Raw genomic sequence first — 18,131 nt, 5'->3', positions numbered from 1 at the left:
CTTGTAGCTCTTTTGTGCGCCGCATGCGGGGTCGCTTTGGCCATCCACAGGGTCGCTTCAGCCACCCGTGGGCCCACCCCGGCCGTCCGGTCCGGTGCCCCTTTGCTCAACCGCTGCAGGGAACCAGCCGCCACACTCCCGGCCGCACTTCTGACCAGCCCTCCGGTGGATGAACGTTCCCCCGTACGCGGTCGAGCAAACGTTGCGCATACGACTCCAGGCACGGGTCGCGGAGCGCCGCTGCCTCCTCCAGGCAGTCCCCGAAATGCGCGGCGGCCGTCTCCGGGCCGCTGTTCTCCAGAGCCAGCAGACCCAGCACCCGGTGGGTCTCGTAGCGGCCCCGGGGGTCGTCGCCGACCGCCTCCAGAGCGGGGGAGAGGAGCGCCGCCGCCTCCTCAAGACCGCCCGCGTCGAGGTGCAGGTCGGCCAGCCCGACCAGGGCCCGGCCGCGTTCCACGGCCGCCGGGGCGGCGTCGGCCGTCAGCAGCGCCCGCTCGTAGAACTCGCCGGCCGTCGTGAGGCGCTGCCGCTGCCAGGCCAGGTCGCCCAGCGAGCGCAGCAGCCGGGCCTCGGCGGCCAGGTCCTCCTGCCGCTGGGCCGCCTCCAGGGCCAGGGTGTGGCAGACGTCCCAGGCGTCCCAGGACGCCATGGCCTCCAGGAAGCCGGTCATGGCGTCCGAGAGCCGGATCGTCTGCTCCCACAGCCCTGCCTCGTGGCAGCGGCGCACGACGTCCACCAGACCGTCCTGGCAGCGGCCGAACCACTCCGGGCGGGGGCCGTCCGGTCCCTCGCCGTCGTACGCCTCGCGCAGCTGCCGGGTGAACTCGGCCGCGAGCCGGGACGTGGCCTCGCGCGCCTCCGGCTGCGGGCTCTCGGCGGCAAGGCACTCCAGGGCCATCAGCCGCCACAACGGGTGCAGCCGGTGGGTCCCGCCGTGTTCCGGGCCGTCCGCCACCGGGTTCAGCAACTGAGCCCGGGCCAGGTCGTCCAGCAGCGCGCCCGTCTTGACGACGTCCTCGCCGAGGACTGCGGCGGCGGTGCGGGGCCCGAAGGGGCCCTCGGGTATCAGGCCCAGCAGCCGGAACGCGCGCTGCAGCTCCGGCTCGGCCTGCTCGTAGCCGGAGTACAGCTGGTAGCGGAAGGCGGGGAAGGCCAGGGTGAGTTCGGACATCCGGCGGTGTTCGTCGCGCAGCCGTGTGGCCAGGGTCTCCAGGTCCCAGTTGGGGCGTGAGGCCAGCCGGGCGGCGGCCGCGCGCAGGGCCAGCGGCAGGCCGCCGCACAGCGCGACGATCTCCCGTACGGGCGTCCTGTCGTCGCACGGCGGGAGCGGCCGGCCCGCCGCCGCGTCGATCAGCTGCCGGGCCTCCTCGTGGGACAGCATGCCGAGTTCCAGCACCCGGTCGGTCAGTCCGGTGGGCACCTGGCGGCAGGTGACGAGCGTGGTGCTGCCCGGTGTCTCGGGCAGTAACGGCCGTACGCGTTCGGCGTCCTCGACGCCGTCCAGGATCAGCAGGACGCGCCGGTTCTCGGTCAGCCGGCGCAGGACGCGGCGCAGCCGTTCCTCCCCGGACGGCAGCGGCCCCTTCACCCCCAGCTGGCGCAGCAGCCGCGGCAGCGGCCCGGCCGGATCCGCGGGGTGCGTGCCGTCCGGCGCGCCCCGGCCCAGCTCGACGAAGATCCGGCCGTCGGGGAACCGGTCGCTCAACTCGTGGGCGGCGGCGAGCGCGAGGGCGCTCTTACCGACGCCGGCCGGACCCGCCACCACCACGCAGCCGCCGGTGGGAACGTCGTGCAGGAGGCCGCTGAGCCGGTCCAGTTCGTCGGCGCGGCCCACGAACAGCCGGTCGCGCTCGGGCATCCGGTCCAGGCTCAGACCGGGCGGGGGACCCTCGAGCTCGTCGTGCGGGACTGCGGCGGCCGCGACCGCCCCCGGGACGGTGCCGACGACGGTGACCGGCTCCCGGACCGGGACGGCGGCCGGCGCGTGCAGCAGTTCGGAGTCGCCGGCCAGGATGCGGCGGTGGAGTTCCTGGAGCTGGTGGCCCGGCTCGATGCCGAGTTCCGAGATGAGGTCGCGCCGCAGCTGGGCGAAGACGCGCAGCGCCTCCACCTGGCGGCCCGCCCGGTACAGGGCGGTCATCAGCAGGGTGTGGAACTCCTCGCGCAGCGGCATTTCGGCGACGGCGTTGTGGAGTTCGCCGATGAGCCGCTGGTGGTGGCCGAGTTCCAGCTCGGCGCGGATGCGCTGCTCCAGCGCGGCGGCGCGCACCTCGGCCAGCCGCACCGCGGTCCGGGTCAGCAGGGTGCCGTGCGGGGTGTCGCAGGCCAGTGGTGCCCGCCAGAGCTGGAGCGCGCGGCTCAACAGGTCTGCCGCGACGGCGTGTTCGCCGCGCTGGAGGGCCGCCTGCCCCTTCTGGTACAGCTCCTCGAAGACGGTGAGGTCGAGCTGGGCCGGGTCGATGTTGAGCATGTATCCGGGCTGGCGGGTGATCAGCGCGTCCCGGCCCGCGTCGGGCTCCGCGGTGTCCAGCAGCTTGCGGACCTGCGAGATGTAGACCTGGAGCGTGGTCGTCGCGGTGCGCGGCGGGTTCTCCCCCCACAGCTCGTCGATCAGGTGCTCCACGGAGACGATCTCGTTGGCGCGCACCAGCAGCGCCGCGAGGACGACGCGGATCTTGGCCGCGCGGAGCCGAATCGGGTCGGTCGTCGTGGAGGGAACGATCTCCAAGGGACCCAATACCCGAAAACGCATGTTTCCACCTTCTTCTTTCCCCGTAGCGCCAATCGGCGCGATCGGACGGCCGGCGTTGCAGAGCCGCACGCGCGGCTTTGCTCACTCAGCCAGTCCTGGTTGCTCTCCCGCCGGAAGCCGACGACGGTGCGACTCCCTCGACACACCAGAATCAGACGTCCGGATTGTACGATTTGTTCGACAACAGAGCTTGTGGCCTCAATGTAGACAAGGGCGGATCCGCAGAATCGGACAGGCATACCCCTGGTTCTGGTGGCAGCCATCACATCGCAAGCGTCGCTTTAGCCCGTAAACCCAGCATGGGCATGCTTCGACGGTAGAGGGAGCGTCCTGTGCCTCCACTTTGCGTATGCCATGAGGGGGCTGATGTTGACCGCCGCTTTCACCACGTTCGACCAGGTGGTCCGGGAGCGGGCCGCCACGCTGGGGGACGCCGACGCCTTCGTGTTCCTGGGCGACGGCGACGGTGACAGCCGGCACCTCACCTACTCCGTCCTCGACCGCCGGGCCCGGGCCCTGGCCCTGCGGCTGACCGCACGGGGCGCCCGGTCGGGACCGGTCCTGCTGCTGTACCCGCCGGGTCCGGAGTTCGTCGTCGCCTTCGTCGCCTGCCTGTACGCCGGCGCGGTCGCCGTGCCCGCCCCACTGCCCGGCGAACGGCCCCAGCGCGTGTCGGGCATCGTGCGGGACGTCGAGCCCCGGGTGGTGCTGACCGACGCGGCACACGCGGCGGACCACTCCCCATGGCTGGCCCTGGCGGGCGGCGAGGACACGGCCCTCCTGGTGTCCGACCTGGACGACGGCACCGATCCCGACGACTGGCGCCCCCCGGCGAACGGCCCCGACGACCTCGCCCTCCTCCAGTACACCTCCGGTTCCACCAGGCAGCCGCGCGGCGTGATGGTCTCGCACCGCAACCTCGTGGCGAACCAGACGAGCCTGCAGCGGCTCCTCGGCTCCAGCGCGGAGGACCGATTCACCAGCTGGCTGCCCCACTACCACGACATGGGGCTCGTCGCCCACGTGCTGCATCCGCTGTGGCTCGGCACCCACAGCGTGCAGATGTCGTCCGTCGCCTTCGTCAAACGGCCCGTCGACTGGCTGCGCTCCATCGGCGAGTACGGCCTGACCATCGGCGGCGGCCCCAACTTCGGCTACGACCTGTGCACCCGCCGCGTCAGCGACGCGCACCTCGCCGGACTCGACCTCTCCAGCTGGCGCCTGGCCCTGTGCGGCGCCGAACCCGTGCGGTCGCGCACCCTGGACTCCTTCACCCGCCGCTTCGCCCCGGCCGGCCTGCGGGCCACCAGCCTCTACCCCGGCTACGGCCTCTCCGAGGCCACCCTCGTCGTCTCCGGCGGCCGTCCCGGGGCCCCCGCCGGCCGCCTGACCGTGGACGCGGCCGCCCTCGAACACGACGAACTGCGCGCCCCCGCCGAGGAGTCGGCCGCCCGTACGCTGGTCGGGGCCGGCCGGGCCCCCGACCTCGACCTGCGGATCGTCGACCCCGCCGCCCGCGCCGAACTCCCCGCCGGGCGCGTGGGCGAGATCTGGCTGCGCGGCGACAGCGTCGCGGTCGGCTACTGGCGCCGGCCCGAGGAGAGCGCCGCCACCTTCCACGCCGCCCTCGACGGCGTGCCGGGCGTCTTCCTGCGCACCGGCGACCTCGGGGCCGTGCACGACGGGGAGCTGTACATCACCGGGCGGCTGAAGGAAGTCATCATCCTCAACGGGCGCAACATCTACCCGCAGGACGTCGAGTGGGCCATCCGGGACGGCGCCCCCGTGCTCGCCACGGGCCACAGCGCGGTGTTCACCGTCGGCGCCGACCCCGAGCAGCTCGTCGTCGTCCACGAGCTGCGCACGGCCCGCGCCACCCCCGCCCACCTCGAGGACGTGGTGCGCGGCATCCGGGCCGCCCTCGGCCGGGACTTCGACCTCCCCGGCCAGAACATCGTCCTCGTGGGCCCCGGCGTCCTGCGCCGCACCAGCAGCGGCAAGGTCCAGCGCGTCCTGATGCGCAGGCTGTTCCTGCGCGGCGAGGTCCCCGCGCTGTTCGACGTGCTGGACCCGGCCGTGCGCGCAGTGGTCGCGTCCGGCGCGGCCACCGGCGACGGACCGGCGCACCCCGCGGCCCGGAGCGCCCGGTGACGAGCGCCACCGCGACCGCCGTGCTGCTGCCCGGGCCCGATCGGGCCGCCGAGGACCGGGCCGTCGCCGACCGGACCGCCACCGATGCCGATCGGGCCGCCCGCGCCGACGCGCGGATCGCCCGCCTGGAGGCGCTGCTCGGCGACCCCTCCGACCCCGGCAACCCGGCCGGCCACCGGGCACTGCTGCGCGCCGACCGGCAGGCCGCGCTCTCCGCCGATGCCGAGGGCCTGCTCGACGACTTCGGCATGAGCCACGAGTTCGTGCCCACCGCGCTCGGCGGGCGCCTCGACTCCGCCGAGACCCTGTTGCGCGTGCTGCGCCCCGTCTTCCGCCGCGACGTCGCCCTCGGCGTCGGCTACGGCATGACCACCTTCATGGCCGCCTCCGACGTGTGGATGGAGGGCGACGCCGGACAGCGCGGCTGGCTCGCCCGGCTGCTGCTCGGCGGCTCCAAAGCGGCCATCGCCCAGCACGAGACCGCCCACACCAACGACTTCGTGCGCAGCGGCGTACGCGCCGGGGAACGCCTCGACGGCCTGGTGATCACCGGCGCCAAGCCGGTCGTCAACAACCTGCGGCGCGCCGACGCCCTCGTGCTGTACTGCCGCACCGAACCCCAGCCCGGTGCCGACGGCCGGCACTCCGTGGTGCTGCTCGACCCGCACACCCTGCCCCCCGACCGCTACCGGGTCACCCCCCGGCCCGCCGGGCTCGGCCTGCGCGGCTGCTTCTTCGCCGGCGTGGAGCTCGACGAGTGCCCCGTGCCGCACTCCTCGCTGCTCGGCCCGTTCGGCGGGGGAGTCGTCACCGCGCTGCGCTCCGCCCAGATCAGCCGCACCCTGGCCGGCTCCCTGGCCGCCGCGGCCGTGGACACCGCGCTGCGCACCGCCGTCCTCGTGGACCGCGGCCATGGGCCCGTCCGCGGCGACCCCGGGCGGACGGCGGGCATCCTCGCCGGCGCCTTCGTCAACCTGCTGCTGTACGACTGCCTGGCCGTGGCCACCACCCGGGCGCTGCACCTGCTGCCGGCCGAGACCAGCGTCTACTCGGCGGCGGTGAAGCTGCTGCTGCCCCGGGTGCTCAACGACACCCTCTACGACCTGACGACCGTGCTCGGCTCGCAGATCTACATCCGTGACGGCACCATCGGCATCTTCCAGAAGAACCTGCGCGACGTGCCCGTGCTCGGCCTCGGGCACGCCGACACGGTGGCCTGCCAGGCGACGATCGTGCCGCAGCTGCGGGCGCTCGCCGAGGACTCCTGGTTCAGCGGCGCCGAGGCGCCCGCCGAACTGTTCCGGCCCGGCGGGGAGCTGACGCCCTTCGACTACGGCGGGCTGGCCCTCGCCTGCGGCCGGGACAGCCTCAGCGCCACCCTGCTGGCGACCGCCGCCTCCCTTCCCGGCGCCACCCCCGTCGAACGCGCCCTGCGCGAGCTGGCCGGGCGGATGACCGCCGAACTGCACGAACTGCGCGGCCAGGTCCTCGCGTTGCCGCCCGTGACCGGCTCCTGTCCGGTGGGCCCGGCCTGGTACGCCCTGACCGACCGCTACGTCCTGGTGCTGGCCGCCGCCTGCGTGCTGGGCGTGTGGCAGCACAACCGGAACGGCCCCGATCCGTTCCTGGCCGACCCGGCATGGGCCGCCGCCGCCCTGCAACGCATCGCCCAGCGTCTGGGGACACCCGCCGACCTGCCCGCCGAGTGCACGGCCCGGATCCACCGGGAAGTCCTGATCCGGTACCGGACGCGGCGCAGTTTTGATCTTTACAACTCGCCGATTCCGGGCTGAGCTTCAGCTCATGGCACCAGGAGACAAGAACCCTTCAGTGATGACTCCCCACACGCCGCTGCACGGTGAGGCCCCGCTTCACCACTGGCTGACCACACACCTGGCGGTCTACCTGGACCGCCGGCCGGAGAACATCGAGGCGAGCATGCCGCTGGCCGAGCACGGAATGGACTCGGTGGGCGCGCTGAGTCTGTGCGGCGACATCGAGGACGACTTCGGCATCTCCATCGAACCGTCCCTCGTGTGGGGCTGTTCCACGGTGGCGCAGCTCGTCGACCACCTGGCCCGGCGCGGGGTCGACCCCGACCGGGGACCGCTGCACACGCCCCCACCGGGGCCGTCCTGAGATGAACGCGACAGCCACGCACTCGATCGGTGTGACCGCGCGGGACACCGACTGGTCCGCGGTCCGCGAGGACCTGCGGTACTACGGCACGGTGGTCGTCCACGGACGCCTCGCCGACTGGCGGCCCCGGGCCTGCGAACGGGGCGCCCTGCGCGCGTTGCTGGGCCGGGACTGGGCCCGCTACTGCGCCATCGGGCAGCCGGAGGTCCGGGACCGCTACGCGGCCTCGCGGCGGCTGCTGAAGCACACGGCCGCAGCCGCCCTCGGGGCCGAGGCGAGCGACCTGGAGCTGGCGTACGGGCCGACGGGACGGCCGTATCTGCGGGGCTGCGACCAGATCGACATCAGTCTGAGCCACACCGAAGACCTGCTGGTGGTCGGGCTGACCAGCCGCGGGCTCATCGGCGTGGACGCCGAGCGCGCGGACCGCAAGATCTACCGCCGCGGCCTCGCGCGGCTGGCCTGCACCCCGCACGAGCGGACGATGCTGGCCGGGCTGGCCGAACGCGACCGCAACCCCAACCTGGTGCGGCTGTGGACGCTCAAGGAGGCCTACAGCAAGGCCATCGGACAGGGCCTGCAGTTCCGTTTCCAGGAGTTCGGCTTCGGGCTCGGGCCCGGCGGCGGCACCGTCCGGCTCAACCGGCCGGACGGCACGGTGGGGGCGGGCGACGAGTGGTCGCTGCGCACCCTGCTCCTCGACAGCGGCGGCACCGCGTTCGTGGTGAGTGTCGCGGTCTACGACATCGGCCTCGGCCGGACCCTGGACACCGAGATCACCACGATGCTCGACGCCGAGGCGGTCGGGGCCATCCAGCGGGCACTGGACGCCGAGCGCGCGCCGCGGTCACAGTGCCTCGACGACTGACACCGTCGCCTCGGTCACCGCGCGTCCCGCCTGGGTCAGGGTCAGGGTGACCTCGATCAGCGGGCGCCCCAGCGCGTCCCGACGGACGGGCTGTGCCACCGCGACGCAGCGCAGCGGCAGGTCGGGTTCGGTGTGCCCGCGGAAGTGGGCGTGCAACGCCACGGGCGCGCACGTCTGCGGGTCGAGGCCGTGCAGCCGGTGGACGGTCAGCAGCGCCGTCTGCCGGAGGGCTTCGAGCACCAGCGGGGAGGGGGCGCCGTCCCGGCGGGCGGGCGCGATCGGCCAGGTGCCCGGAGCGAGTACCCCGACGGACAGCCGCTGCCCGTCGACGGACACCGGGGAGCGCAGCAGGACGTTGCCCGGGCTCATCCGTCCGACCTCGTGCGGTGCGGGGCCGGCGGCGACGGCCGCCGGGTGCGCGGCGGGCTGGTCGAGGTGGCCCATGGTGGCCTTCAGCATGGCGTGCCGCATGTGTTCGCGGTGGCTGCGGTGGGTGTTCGGGGCGAGGAAGAGCAGGCTTGCCGACGCCGTGCCCGCCGGGACGCCGTCGATGTCCAGCCGTGTCTCGAACTCCAGGGCGCGGGGGACGCCGGAGATCACCTTGTCGGGCCGCACCCGCATGTCCACCGTCAGCCGGCCGGGGCCCGAGGTGCGCTCCCAGGCGCCCGGGTCACCGGCGTCCAGACCGAACCGGTAGAAGACCGCGACCCGGTCGGAGGCCACGCCGAAGTGGGTCCGGCCGATGCCGGAACTCGCCTGGCGCACCATCGCCATGGCCGCCTGGAGGTCGTGGAAGCGGACCTGCCCGTCGTTGAACAGCGCGTGGGAGTCGGGGAGATCACCGGTGAGGACGAACTCCTGCGTCCGCTCGTCGAGACCGTCCGGACGCGGACCGAAGTAGCGCGGCCGGTGCACCAGCATGAGGTGGCGACCGGTGGGCGCGTACCGTCTCGGTGCGGGGCGGGACGTCTGCAAAAGCCACCATCCTCGGCGTGTCGGCGTTCATGTGCTGGTCATGGCCAGCCTGCCGGACACGCCGAGGGCACAACGACGCCCGCCGGTGACATCTTGTGGCCTGACAGTCAGTCTCCGACGAAGTCCGAGGGCAGCGGCCAGTCCGGCAGCCCGTTCAGCGCGATGTGCACACCCGCCTGGAAACGGCTGTTGGCGTCGACGCTCATCATGATCTGCGAGATGTACCGGCGGCAGGTGCGCACCGACATGCCCAGCCGGCGGGCGACCAGCTCGTCCTTGTGCCCCTGTGCCATGAGCCGGATGATCGCCCGCTTCACGTCGTCGGCGATCTCGCCGCCGTCCTCGGAGCCGGGCACGAACTGGGTGGCCCCGGACCACAGGTGCTCGTAGACCCGGCAGATGAAGGCGACCAGGGTCGGCTCGCGCACCACCACCGCACCCGGCTCCCGGCCGTCGACCGACGGCTCGGGCAGGAAGGCGACCTCGCGGTCGTAGATGACGATGCGGTCGATGAGCTGGTCGGTCGTGCGCACCTCGGCGCCGTGCTCGGTGACGCTCTGCACGTACGAGGTGGTCGCGATGTCGTTGCGTGCCGTGTGCTGGTACAGATGGCGCACCCGTACCCCGCGCTTGAGCCGCTCCAGCGTCTTGGGCAGCGCGTTCGCCAGGAGGTTGGAGGGCCGCGCGCCGCCGGGCTGGGCGGTGAGCATTTCCACGCGGCAGGCCTCGCCCTGCTCGTCCAGCACCGCCTGGAGAGCGTTGACATCGCTGATCACGTCGAACGCCTCGGCCTGGTTGCGCTGCTGCCGGCTCTCGAAGTAGATCGACCGCAGCGTTCCCATCCGGTCCCGGATCTCGGTGATCTCCCGCTGCAGGCTCCGCATCCGCGTCTCGGCCGGGCCGACGAGCTCGGCCACCGCGGTGTCGGGGCTCACGGGCACCAGCGTACCGGGCTCCCCGGGCATGGGACGCAGCAGACTGAGCGAGGTCAGCCTGTGTTCCACTTGTGCCGCCATTTCGAGAGAGATTCCGAGGGCGTTCGCCATCTCCTCGCGGACAAAGTGTCCTAGCAGCACCGCGTTACGGTAAGCTTTCGCCTCCGCATCATCCAGTGTCGCGAAAGAGCCTGCGGCGAGAGAGCTTTCAGGCATTACGGGCTTTCCCCTGGGACGAGAACTTCATGCCAGGCAACTTTACGACATCAGGAATCGCTTGGACGTAAAACTCGTGTACGGAAGTCTGAGTGGCGCAGGCGCACATCGAAACTTAGGGGTAGGTATGAACGAGGCTCTGCTGCGAATCGTGACGTCAGGACTTCTTGCCGCGGCAGGAATCGCCGTCGCGCTCGGCAGTGGCGTTGCGGTGTCCGCCCACGCGAACGCCGCTGAGGTGCTGACGCCGGGTCACGTCCATTCCCGGATCATGGCTGCCCCGGCGGACGACCAGTGGGGCTGATGCCCCGGCCGTGACGTGGGAGGATCGGCCGCCGAGGTGCGGCCGACCGCGCACCGCCCGCCGCGGTGACCCCCTCCTCCCGGCGCCGGGCGGCCCGCTTCTTATCACTGTCAGTAACGGCCTGTCGTTTCCGGCAGGCCGTTCTGCTGTTTCGGACAAGGGCGTGGTCCGGCCGGTCGCCGCCGATTGCCCCCGGCCGTGCCCGTTCGGGCCGACGGCCGCCCGCTGCCGTGCGGTGGGGGGCGGGAAAGGCCCGTTGAGGGGCGTGCGCAGGCCCGGACCGGGGTCCCGCCCCGGGCGGTCCGCCGCGCTTCGGAGCCGCCCCGTGGTCCGGACCACTATTGACTGTCTGTATATGGCGGCCCGCGGCTTTGTGACCGCAAAGACGGCTCGGGTCCGGCGTCCTCGTCGGACGGTCCGGCCACCGGCCGGACCTGCCGTACACCTGCAGTTCATTCGGCGCCCGGCGCGGCCGTGCCGGCCGGGAACGGGGGCAGAATCCTTTTCTGCTGTGCGGGCATGGCCGAAACGCCCTGCCCGGACGGAGAAACCGAGAGCCGAAAGACGACCTCCGCGCGCGATTTCACTCCGAGTTTTTTGAAGATGCGCGCCATATAGGTCTCGACAGTCTTGGTGCTGATGTCGAGACGCGCCGCAATCTCTTTGTTGGTGAGCCCGGGGCCGATGAGCGTCGCGATTTCCTTCTCGCGTCGGCTCAGTTCTGTCGTGAGAATCTCCACCCGCTCGTCCGGGATGCTCGCGCTGCTGGATTCCAGTAATTCCCGGGCCGCGGTCGCCGATGCGTGAGCGGCCAGTCGGTCGAATTCCTCGACGGCGAAAGCGGCGTGCCCCGCGGCCGCTTTCCGGTCGCCGGAATCCAGGCACACCCGTGCGAGTCCGAGCGCCAGGGGGCCGAGTACGTGGCCCTGCCCGTGATACAGGGCCAGGGCGAATCCGTTCTCCAGAATTCCCTGGACGTGCCCCCCGCCCCCGCCGGCCGCGCCCAGCCAGCGCCACGCCTCCACGACCGGCGCCGCGCCCTCTCGGCCGAGTCCGGACAGCAGCGGCTTCGCCTCGGCCACCACGTCCCGTGCCGCGGCGGCGTCCCCGTTCGCCGCGTGGACGGCCGCCAGAACGGCCAGCGCGTGACCGCGTGCGGCCACGTCCCGGGTGGGGATGCGCTGCACCGCGCGGCGCGCCGCGACCAGCGCGGCGCCGCAGCGCGCCGCGTCCGACTCCAGCAGCAGCGCGGCGAGTTCGGCCTGCGCCGCCGGGAAGGCGGAGGGCTCGTCCGCGCCCGCCGTGCGCAGGACGCGCCGCGCCTGCTCGGGGTCGCCGAGCAGGCGCAGTGCCCGGGCCCGCCACACCGCGGCCTCGGGCCACATGGGCGAGCCCGCGGGCAGCGGGCCCGCAGCCTGCCACAGCCGGGCGTACTCGGCGAGCGCTTCGGCCGGCCGACCGCACAGCACCAGGGCCTGGCCCAGCAGCAGGCGCGCGCGGACGGTGGACCCGGGTCTCTGGGCGGCCCGGCTCGCGGCCCACGCAGCCCGGGCGGGCTGGGTGAACATGAGGGAGTGCGCGGACCGTTCCAGCACGTCCGCCTCGACGGCAGTGGGCGGGGCGGCCCGCTCCAGGAGGACGGACACGGCCCCGTTGGCGGCGGCCGAGTCGGGGCGGGCCGTGCCGGTGCCCGGTCCCAGGGCCAGGACGCGCTCCCGGGCCGCCCGCCGGTGGGCGGTGCCCACCGTCTGGTACAGCAGGGCGCGCACCGCGGGATGGCTGAAGCGGAAGTGTTCGGCCAGACAGCCGTCGAGCCGGATGATGCCCTCGTGGTGCAGTTCGTCCACCGCGTGGAGGGTCTCCTCGACGGTCATCCCGGCGGTGTGCGCCACCTCCTCCGGGGTGAAGGGGTCCCCCGTCACGGCCGCCGCGTCGGCGGCGCACTGGGCCCGCGCGGACAGGGAGCCGAGGTCCAGTGCCTGCACGGACGGCGGCAACGGCGAGGGTCCCCAGGACAGTTCGAGGCTGCTGTGCGGAACGGTCCGGCTGCCGCGGGGGGCCCGGTCGGACAGCGCCCGCAGGAGCCCCGGCACCCCGGCGCCGTCCCGCAGGATCAGTTCCCGGGACAGGGGGGTGAGGTCGGCGGGCAGCAGGGTCTCGGCGGCCTGCCGGTGCAGGGGGCGCAGGGGGACGTGGCGGACGGCGCAGTTCGGGCGGGAGAGCGCGCCGAGCCTGCGTGCCGTGGGGCCTCCGGTGCGGTGCACCAGCAGGGTGAGCACGGGGGCCTGCGGAGGACGGTGCACCAGGTGTTCGGCCAGTTCCGCCGTCTCGCCGCCGGCCCGGTGGGCGTCGTCCAGGACGACCAGCAGCCCGTGGTCCCCGGCGAGTCGCTCCAGCAGGGCGCGTACGGCGCGGTTGACCGCGGGGACGTCGAGGTCCTCGCGCGGGTGGCCGTGGGGGGCGCCGAGGCTGGGGAAGACCTGGCCGAGCAGCCGGCGGCGGGCGGGGCCCAGCGGTTCGAGGACGGCGGGTCCGGCCGCCGCGACGCAGTCGTCCAGGGCGTCCACGAGGGCGCTGTAGGGGCGGTGGGCGTCGTCGCGGGCCGCACGCCCGTAGGCCACGGTCCAGCCCCGGTGGGCGGCCGAGCGGGTCAGCCGCAGGGCCAGCGAGGTCTTGCCGATCAGCGGTTCCCCGGTCAACCGTACGCATATGGCCGAGATGTGTGCATATTCCAACTCTTCCTCGAGAAGAGCCAGTTCGTGGGAGTGCGGTTCCTGGTCCGGCACTGCGGGGTGCCCTTGTGGCACTGTGCCCCCCTTCGATTGCGGTGGTCGACGGGCAGGCTCGCGCACCGTAAGGCGCGTTCCAAGCGGTAGCTGCTGGTCGATCAGTGCATGACATGAAGTGCCAGGTGGAGGTGGGGTTTACCCGGCCCGGTGTCAGTGAATTCCCTGACAGGTGTGGGGGTTGGTAAGTGAAACTGCAACAACTGCCGATTGAAACGGTCGCACATCGACATTCGGGTGCCGTATTCAGCTACTTCCGGTCGGACCTCGATCAAGTCTTAAGTCGATCTCAAGCACATCCGTCGGTCGCGCGCAATGTCTGGTTCGGGCAAACGGCGTTGAGGTAGTCTGTGGCACAGTGACGAAGACCGCGCCTCGCGATTCGCCGGCGCCGTTGTAGTGCACGCGCCAACGGCCGTAAAGATTGCAGAATCTCAAGTGTAAGTCAGGAGAACTGGCGGTGAAGTAGCCCGTCCGGTGGTAATTGTTGAGCCGGGTAGGTGGTTGTCCGTGTTCCGACTGGATCCGGCCGCTGTCTCCTCTCGATTGAGCGGGTATGGCCGGAACGACTCACGGGCGAACGGCATCCCGTCCACACTTTTGAGCGCCCTTCACATACGGGGATGACATCACCCCGTCACCCCAGCTCCTTCTGCCCCACGGTCTTGTGGGGGCCCGGGGGCGTGGGGCCGCCGGAGGAGGAAACCCGCAGGTCGGGACTTGTCCGATTCGTTCGCACGTAGATATTTGCGAAGGCGATTCGATCGCGGCGGGTCGGTGGGCCGGGTGGCGGTGATCGCCGGGGTGCGGGTCGAGGGTGCCCGCCGGTTCGTGCGGCCGCGCATATGCCACCCCCTCCCGGGCCCTATCGCTGCACATGAGAGTGCCGGTTCGCCCAACACCCGTATGGCATATGCCAATCGGATGGCTTCCCCACTGGTCGCACCGCCTGTCGGTGACCGCGGTGGCGTCAGTGATGTGTGGTGCGGAAGAGGCTGTCGCTCCCGGTGGTGCGGGAGGCCGGCCCCGCCGTCGGTCCGCGCGCAGGGGCCGACGAGGGTGACCGGGTGCAACTGCGACCTTTGCATGACAACTACGTCAAAGATCGTTTTTGTGTCCGGGTGCAGTGGTGGCCACCGGGTCGGAGCGGCAGTGGCCGGGCCCGGGTCCAGCCAAGGTGAGCCCCGAAGCCGCCACGAGGCGCTCCTTCTCGGCACGCATGGCCGGGGTCCACGCCGTATCGGAGGAGACGCTCGCTGCCCTCGTCCGCAGCACGACACAGTTCGAGCCCTGGCTGCCGCACTGGCAACCACGGGTGTTCCCTGCAGTCGACCGACCGTCAGAACCTCGTTCGTCCTCCACCGTGACCGCCCTCGCCCTGCGGATCCATGACGGCGCGTTGGGCACCCCGGACTCCGGGGTGGCTTTTGGGCTCACCTTGGCTGGACCCGGGCCGGATCAGGGCTGGAGGATCTTCCGGAAGGTGCCCGTGCGGTAGAGGGAGACCTGCGTGATCGCCTGGAGGACGATCCAGGTGACCGCGTACAGGACGGCGTCCAGGGCGGGCACGGAGTCGACCGGCAGGGTGTACGCCATGATCAGGCGGATCACCGCGTCCACGAGCAGGCCCGTGCCCCATACGACGGTGAGGACACGCCAGAGGCGGCGGAAGGAGTGGTCCCCGGTCCAGAGGGTCTCCAGCCGCTCCGACCTGCCGGGCAGGAGGCTGCGCAGCGCCTGGTACGTGAACGGGCGGGCGGTGAACAGGGTGACCAGCAGCCACAGGCCGGCCAGTGCCGTGAGCAGGCTGCCCCGGGCCAGGATGATGCGCGGGTCGGCGGTCAGCAGCGAGGCGGCCGCGCTCACCACGAGCAGCGTGAGCGTGAACACCCCGAGCGCGTCGACCTTCCGGCGCCGCAGCACCGAGTACAGCGTGTGCACCGCCGGTACGACACCGCTCAGCAGCAGTGCGGCGGTCTCACCGAGACCCAGCTCGCGCAGCAGATAGAACAGGCCGACCGGCAGGGCGATGTCGCAGACCACGGTGGTGACGAAGGCCCATGATCCCCCCGGTGCGCCGCCCGGCCGTCCGGTGCGGCCGTCGGGTGCGGCCGACGGTCCGGCAGTCCGGCCGGGCGCCTGCGCGGAGTCCGCCGGGGGCCGTGACGGCCTTCCGAAGGCGGAACCGGGCGAGGACGGGGAAGTCATGGGGACACTCCAGTGGATGTGGTCGGCGGGGCAGGGTCACTCGCGTGCCGTGCGTCCCTTCCCTTCTGCCCCGGCCTCCACGACCACACGCTCCGCGACCTTGTGCACCGCGTCGACGAGTTCCATTCCCGCCACCGCGTCCGCACGGACCTCGGCCTCCCGTCCGCCGGCCTCGCCCTGGCGCACGGCCGCGGCGAACTGGGCGAGGCAGGTGCGCAGTTGGTCGGCGGCCGGCAGGGTGAACCGTTCCTCGTGGTCCTGCTCCTCCAGCACCAGCACGGGCTGGTGGGCCGGGGGCGGGGTGAACGCCCGTGGCACGGTCAGCCGGGCCCGGTCCCCCCACAGCGTGTACGTCGACGCGTAGGCGTGCTCGAACCCGAACGTCACGTCCGCGAGGACCCCGTCCGGCGAGACCAGCAGCGCGTGACCGGACAGGTCGAGCCCGTCCTCGGCCCGCGTCCGCAGCACGGCCCCCGCGACCCGCAGCCCCCGGCCGAGCAGCAACTGGGCCGCCCGCAGCGGATAGACACCGACGTCGAGCAGCGCGCCGCCGCCCATCCCGGGCTGGTAGCGGATGTCCCCGGGGGGCAGCGGCGGGATGCAGAACGCGGCCTGCAGCGTGGTGAGCCGTCCCAGCCGACCCTCCTGGGCGAGCTCCGCGGCGCGGACGTGCTGGGGGTGGTGCAGGAACATGAAGTTCTCGCGCAACACCAGCCCCGACCGCCCGGCCAGCTCGGCGAGTTCGTGCGCCTCGTGGGCGTCGGCCGCGATCGGCTTCTCGACCAGGACGTGTTTGCCCGCCCGCAGCGCGCGCGCCGCCCAGGTGTGGTGCAGCGCGGTCGGCGTGGACACGTACACCGCTTCCACGTCCGGCCGGGCCAGCAGCGAGTCGAAGTCGTCCTCGGCGGCGCAGCCGAACTGCGTGGCGAACTCGGCCGCCTTGTCGGCCGACCGGCCCGCGACCGCGACCAGCTCCACCTCCGGGGTCGCCACCGCCGTCGGCAGCGCGCGGCGGCGCGCGATGGACGACGTTCCCAGCGCGCCCAGCCTCAGCGGCCGGGCGAGGGCGGCGCTCACAGCGACCTCAGCGCCGTGACGAGCGTCCTGGCCTGCACGTTCAACTGGTGGCTGTAGCACAGCAGCTCCTCGACCTGGCGAGGAGTCAGCCAGCGGAACTCGTCCGACACGGCGGGGAACTCGCTCTCCACATCAATGATCATGTAGTGGCTCTGGGCGTTGCGGAACCGGCCGCCCTCCTCGGACAGCACCACGTCGTACCGGGCACCGGCCCGGCGCCGCAGCGCTTCCGCGAAGTACGGTGGCTGCTGCTCCTCGGAGAGGTGCTCGTAGTTCTCCGGCACGCACTGCACCGTGGGGCCCAGCTCCACCACGTCCAGGAAGCCCGGTTCGGCGCGGGCGCGCAGCAGGACGTGCGGCACCCCGTCGACCTGCTTCACGAACAGTGCCGCGACACCCGTGCCGCGCTGTTCGAGCAGGGGCTGCGACCAGGCGGGCACCTCACGGCCGTGCGAGGAGACGTCCACGGCCACGATGTCGAAGTACCGGCCGCTCTCGTGCGTCACGGCGTCCGGCGTCCGCAGCCAGCCCTTCGTCTCGTCCAGCGGGACGACGTCGACGGTGACCTCGTGCTCCGCGCGCCGCTTGGTCAGCCAGGTGCGGACCTCCCGGTACGGGTGCAGCGACCGGCCGGCCGCCTCCGGTCCGCCGGCCGCCGCCCGCCAGTCGGGCAGACACGACAGGACCGTACGGGCATCCATGTTGACCGTGTTGTCGTGCTGCAGCAGCAGGTTGACCTGTCCCAGCGTCAGCCAGGCGAAGTCCTCGCCGGCCTCGGCCTCCGGGCCGGCCTCCACGACCATGTTGCGGTTGCGCTTGTGCAGGAACCACGAGCCCTGCTCCGACTGCAGGACATCCGCCACCACCCGGCCGGGGCCCGGCCGGCGGAACAGGTCCAGGTAGGGCACCGCCGAACCGCCGTGCACCCGCGTGTAGTTGCTCTTCGTCGCCTGGACGGTCGGGGACAGCTGGACGCCGTTCACGTTGCCCGGCTCCGACTTGGCCTGCATCAGCAGGTGCGGCACGCCGTCGAAGTCCCTGATCGCGATGCCGAGGATGCCGATCTCCGGCTGCTGGATGATTGGCTGCTGCCAGGAGCCCACCGGCCCGAAGTCCGACTGCACCGACAGGCCGCGCACCGAGAAGAACCGCCCGCTGTCGTGGCGCAGATCGCCGGTGCGGTCGTCGAACCGCCAGCCGCGCAGGGCCGCGAACGGCACGCGCTCGACGCGCTGCTGCTGCTCACGCTGCCGGTCCGCCAGCCACGCGAACACCTCCTGGTTGGTCATCACCCCGCCCTCGACCGCCGCCGCGGACGCCGCCAGCCGGGCCAGGAGGGGCGGGTCCGCCGTGCTTGACGACAGCACCGGGTTGGTCGCGGTCATGGGATCCGCCTTTGCTGCTCGGGGGACGACTGTGCCCGGCTGCGACGCTGTCGGGCGCGGGCACGGGCGCGCGGCAGTACGGGCCGACGCCCACCGAGCCTGCCGCGACCGGTTGTGGCATGCGCCTAGACTTCCGCCCTTGCCCGGACCCGACCGGCTTCGCTATGGGCCCGCGCCGGACCCGCCCGGGAGGTGCCGGCAGGGCCGGTCGGAGGGCGTCTGCCAGGCACTTCGGGGATGTCCGGGTACCGCTAGGAATTCCCCTAGAGCACCTGGCTGGAGAACTGGGCGGGCGGGACGCCGTGCAACTGTGGGAGCTGCCCCGACCCCGTTGC

The 18,131-nt window shown here is 72.5% G+C and carries 12 protein-coding genes; 5 read left to right on the top strand and 7 right to left on the bottom strand.

Annotated features, from left to right (window positions below):
- Positions 1 to 106: 106 nt before the first annotated feature.
- The gene (locus tag AB0F77_RS32090) at positions 107 to 2,728 is read right to left on the bottom strand and encodes a BTAD domain-containing putative transcriptional regulator (protein ID WP_361955189.1); all 2,622 of its coding nucleotides are present in this window, start codon (positions 2,726 to 2,728) and stop codon (positions 107 to 109) included.
- Between the two features lie 390 nt (positions 2,729 to 3,118).
- Here AB0F77_RS32090 and AB0F77_RS32085 point away from each other — a divergent pair, with 390 nt between their 5' ends.
- From AB0F77_RS32085 to AB0F77_RS32070, 4 genes are read left to right on the top strand one after another with little or no spacing between them, the layout of a single operon-like run.
- A complete protein-coding gene (locus AB0F77_RS32085; protein ID WP_361955188.1) occupies positions 3,119 to 4,903 on the top strand; it encodes a fatty acyl-AMP ligase in 1,785 nt (594 codons plus the stop codon).
- Positions 4,900 to 6,696 carry an acyl-CoA dehydrogenase gene (locus AB0F77_RS32080; RefSeq protein WP_361955187.1) on the top strand — a complete coding sequence of 599 codons (1,797 nt, stop codon included), beginning with the start codon at positions 4,900 to 4,902 and terminating at the stop codon, positions 6,694 to 6,696. Before AB0F77_RS32085 ends, AB0F77_RS32080 begins: the two co-directional genes overlap by 4 nt.
- Positions 6,697 to 6,736: 40 nt before the next feature.
- A complete protein-coding gene (locus tag AB0F77_RS32075; protein WP_361955186.1) occupies positions 6,737 to 7,042 on the top strand; it encodes an acyl carrier protein in 306 nt (101 codons plus the stop codon).
- A gap of 1 nt (position 7,043) precedes the next feature.
- Entirely contained in the window at positions 7,044 to 7,910 is an 867-nt protein-coding gene (locus AB0F77_RS32070; RefSeq protein ID WP_361955185.1) for a 4'-phosphopantetheinyl transferase superfamily protein, read from the top strand.
- On the opposite strand, the gene AB0F77_RS32065 is transcribed toward AB0F77_RS32070, so the two are convergent.
- Together AB0F77_RS32065 and AB0F77_RS32060 are read right to left on the bottom strand one after the other, a co-directional pair.
- Positions 7,890 to 8,885 carry an AfsA-related hotdog domain-containing protein gene (locus tag AB0F77_RS32065; protein WP_361955184.1) on the bottom strand — a complete coding sequence of 332 codons (996 nt, stop codon included), beginning with the start codon at positions 8,883 to 8,885 and terminating at the stop codon, positions 7,890 to 7,892. The two genes, AB0F77_RS32070 and AB0F77_RS32065, sit on opposite strands and share 21 nt — an antisense overlap.
- A gap of 107 nt (positions 8,886 to 8,992) precedes the next feature.
- On the bottom strand, positions 8,993 to 9,820 hold the full coding sequence (locus tag AB0F77_RS32060) for a hypothetical protein (protein ID WP_361955183.1): 828 nt from the start codon (positions 9,818 to 9,820) through the stop codon (positions 8,993 to 8,995).
- Positions 9,821 to 10,163: 343 nt separating this feature from the next.
- On the opposite strand from AB0F77_RS32060, the gene AB0F77_RS32055 reads away from it, so the two are divergent.
- Positions 10,164 to 10,340 (top strand): hypothetical protein, encoded by a 177-nt coding sequence (locus AB0F77_RS32055; RefSeq protein WP_361955182.1) that lies wholly within the window; start codon positions 10,164 to 10,166, stop codon positions 10,338 to 10,340.
- 452 nt (positions 10,341 to 10,792) lie between these two features.
- Here the strand turns inward: AB0F77_RS32055 and AB0F77_RS32050 are convergent, their stop codons facing one another.
- From AB0F77_RS32050 to AB0F77_RS32035, 4 genes are all read right to left on the bottom strand, one after another.
- Positions 10,793 to 13,126 (bottom strand): LuxR family transcriptional regulator, encoded by a 2,334-nt coding sequence (locus AB0F77_RS32050; protein WP_361955181.1) that lies wholly within the window; start codon positions 13,124 to 13,126, stop codon positions 10,793 to 10,795.
- A gap of 1,458 nt (positions 13,127 to 14,584) precedes the next feature.
- Positions 14,585 to 15,334: a VC0807 family protein gene (locus AB0F77_RS32045; protein ID WP_361955180.1), complete on the bottom strand. Its 750-nt coding sequence runs from the start codon at positions 15,332 to 15,334 to the stop codon at positions 14,585 to 14,587.
- Between the two features lie 36 nt (positions 15,335 to 15,370).
- Positions 15,371 to 16,411: a Gfo/Idh/MocA family oxidoreductase gene (locus AB0F77_RS32040; RefSeq protein WP_361955179.1), complete on the bottom strand. Its 1,041-nt coding sequence runs from the start codon at positions 16,409 to 16,411 to the stop codon at positions 15,371 to 15,373.
- Positions 16,408 to 17,796, bottom strand: a complete 1,389-nt coding sequence (locus tag AB0F77_RS32035) for an NDP-hexose 2,3-dehydratase family protein (RefSeq protein WP_361955178.1) — start codon at positions 17,794 to 17,796, stop codon at positions 16,408 to 16,410. Before AB0F77_RS32035 ends, AB0F77_RS32040 begins: the two co-directional genes overlap by 4 nt.
- Positions 17,797 to 18,131: the final 335 nt, after the last annotated feature.

The sequence above is a fragment of the Streptomyces sp. NPDC026672 genome (assembly GCF_040638185.1).
Lineage (GTDB): Bacteria > Actinomycetota > Actinomycetes > Streptomycetales > Streptomycetaceae > Streptomyces.
Note: the sequence above shows the minus strand (reverse complement) of the source record. Positions and strands in the feature narration are given on the sequence as shown.

Bases quoted from the DNA above. Each gene is read 5' to 3' on its own strand.
- AB0F77_RS32085 (WP_361955188.1), top strand. From the start codon at position 3,119: ATGTTGACCGCCGCTTTCACCACGTTCGACCAGGTGGTCCGGGAGCGG.
- AB0F77_RS32045 (WP_361955180.1), bottom strand. From the start codon at position 15,334: ATGACTTCCCCGTCCTCGCCCGGTTCCGCCTTCGGAAGGCCGTCACGG.
- AB0F77_RS32070 (WP_361955185.1), top strand. From the start codon at position 7,044: ATGAACGCGACAGCCACGCACTCGATCGGTGTGACCGCGCGGGACACC.
- AB0F77_RS32075 (WP_361955186.1), top strand. From the start codon at position 6,737: ATGACTCCCCACACGCCGCTGCACGGTGAGGCCCCGCTTCACCACTGG.
- AB0F77_RS32035 (WP_361955178.1), bottom strand. From the start codon at position 17,796: ATGACCGCGACCAACCCGGTGCTGTCGTCAAGCACGGCGGACCCGCCC.
- AB0F77_RS32055 (WP_361955182.1), top strand. From the start codon at position 10,164: ATGAACGAGGCTCTGCTGCGAATCGTGACGTCAGGACTTCTTGCCGCG.